This is a genomic window from Mesorhizobium sp. M8A.F.Ca.ET.165.01.1.1 (genome assembly GCF_004792065.1).
Classification (GTDB): domain Bacteria; phylum Pseudomonadota; class Alphaproteobacteria; order Rhizobiales; family Rhizobiaceae; genus Mesorhizobium.
The window spans coordinates 1-293 of the sequence record NZ_SRTH01000220.1; the positions used below are offsets into that span (position 1 = coordinate 1).

Sequence of the window (293 nt, forward strand, 5' to 3'; positions counted from 1 at the left end):
GATCAAAGCCGCATTGTGCTCCGCGTAGGTATCAATCTTGGCGACGTTATCGGCGAAGGTGCCGACATCTATGGGGAAGGCGTCAACATCGCTGCGAGATTGGAAGCGCTGGCGGAGCCTGGCGGCATATGCGTTTCCGGTAAGATTCACGATGAGGTACGAAGTAAGGTCGACGCCGCCTTCGAGGACGCGGGCGAACGACAGCTCAAGAATATCTCCATGCCGGTCCGGATCTATCGGGCCGGACCTGATGTGGTGCCAATGGCACCCGAGACGATCTCACCCGTTTCGAG

General features: G+C 58.4%; 1 protein-coding gene. It reads left to right on the forward strand.

Features of this window, described 5'->3' with window-relative positions; translation table 11 throughout:
• A partial coding sequence (locus EN808_RS35835; protein ID WP_135918267.1) for an adenylate/guanylate cyclase domain-containing protein occupies positions 1 to 293 on the forward strand: 293 nt, incomplete at both ends.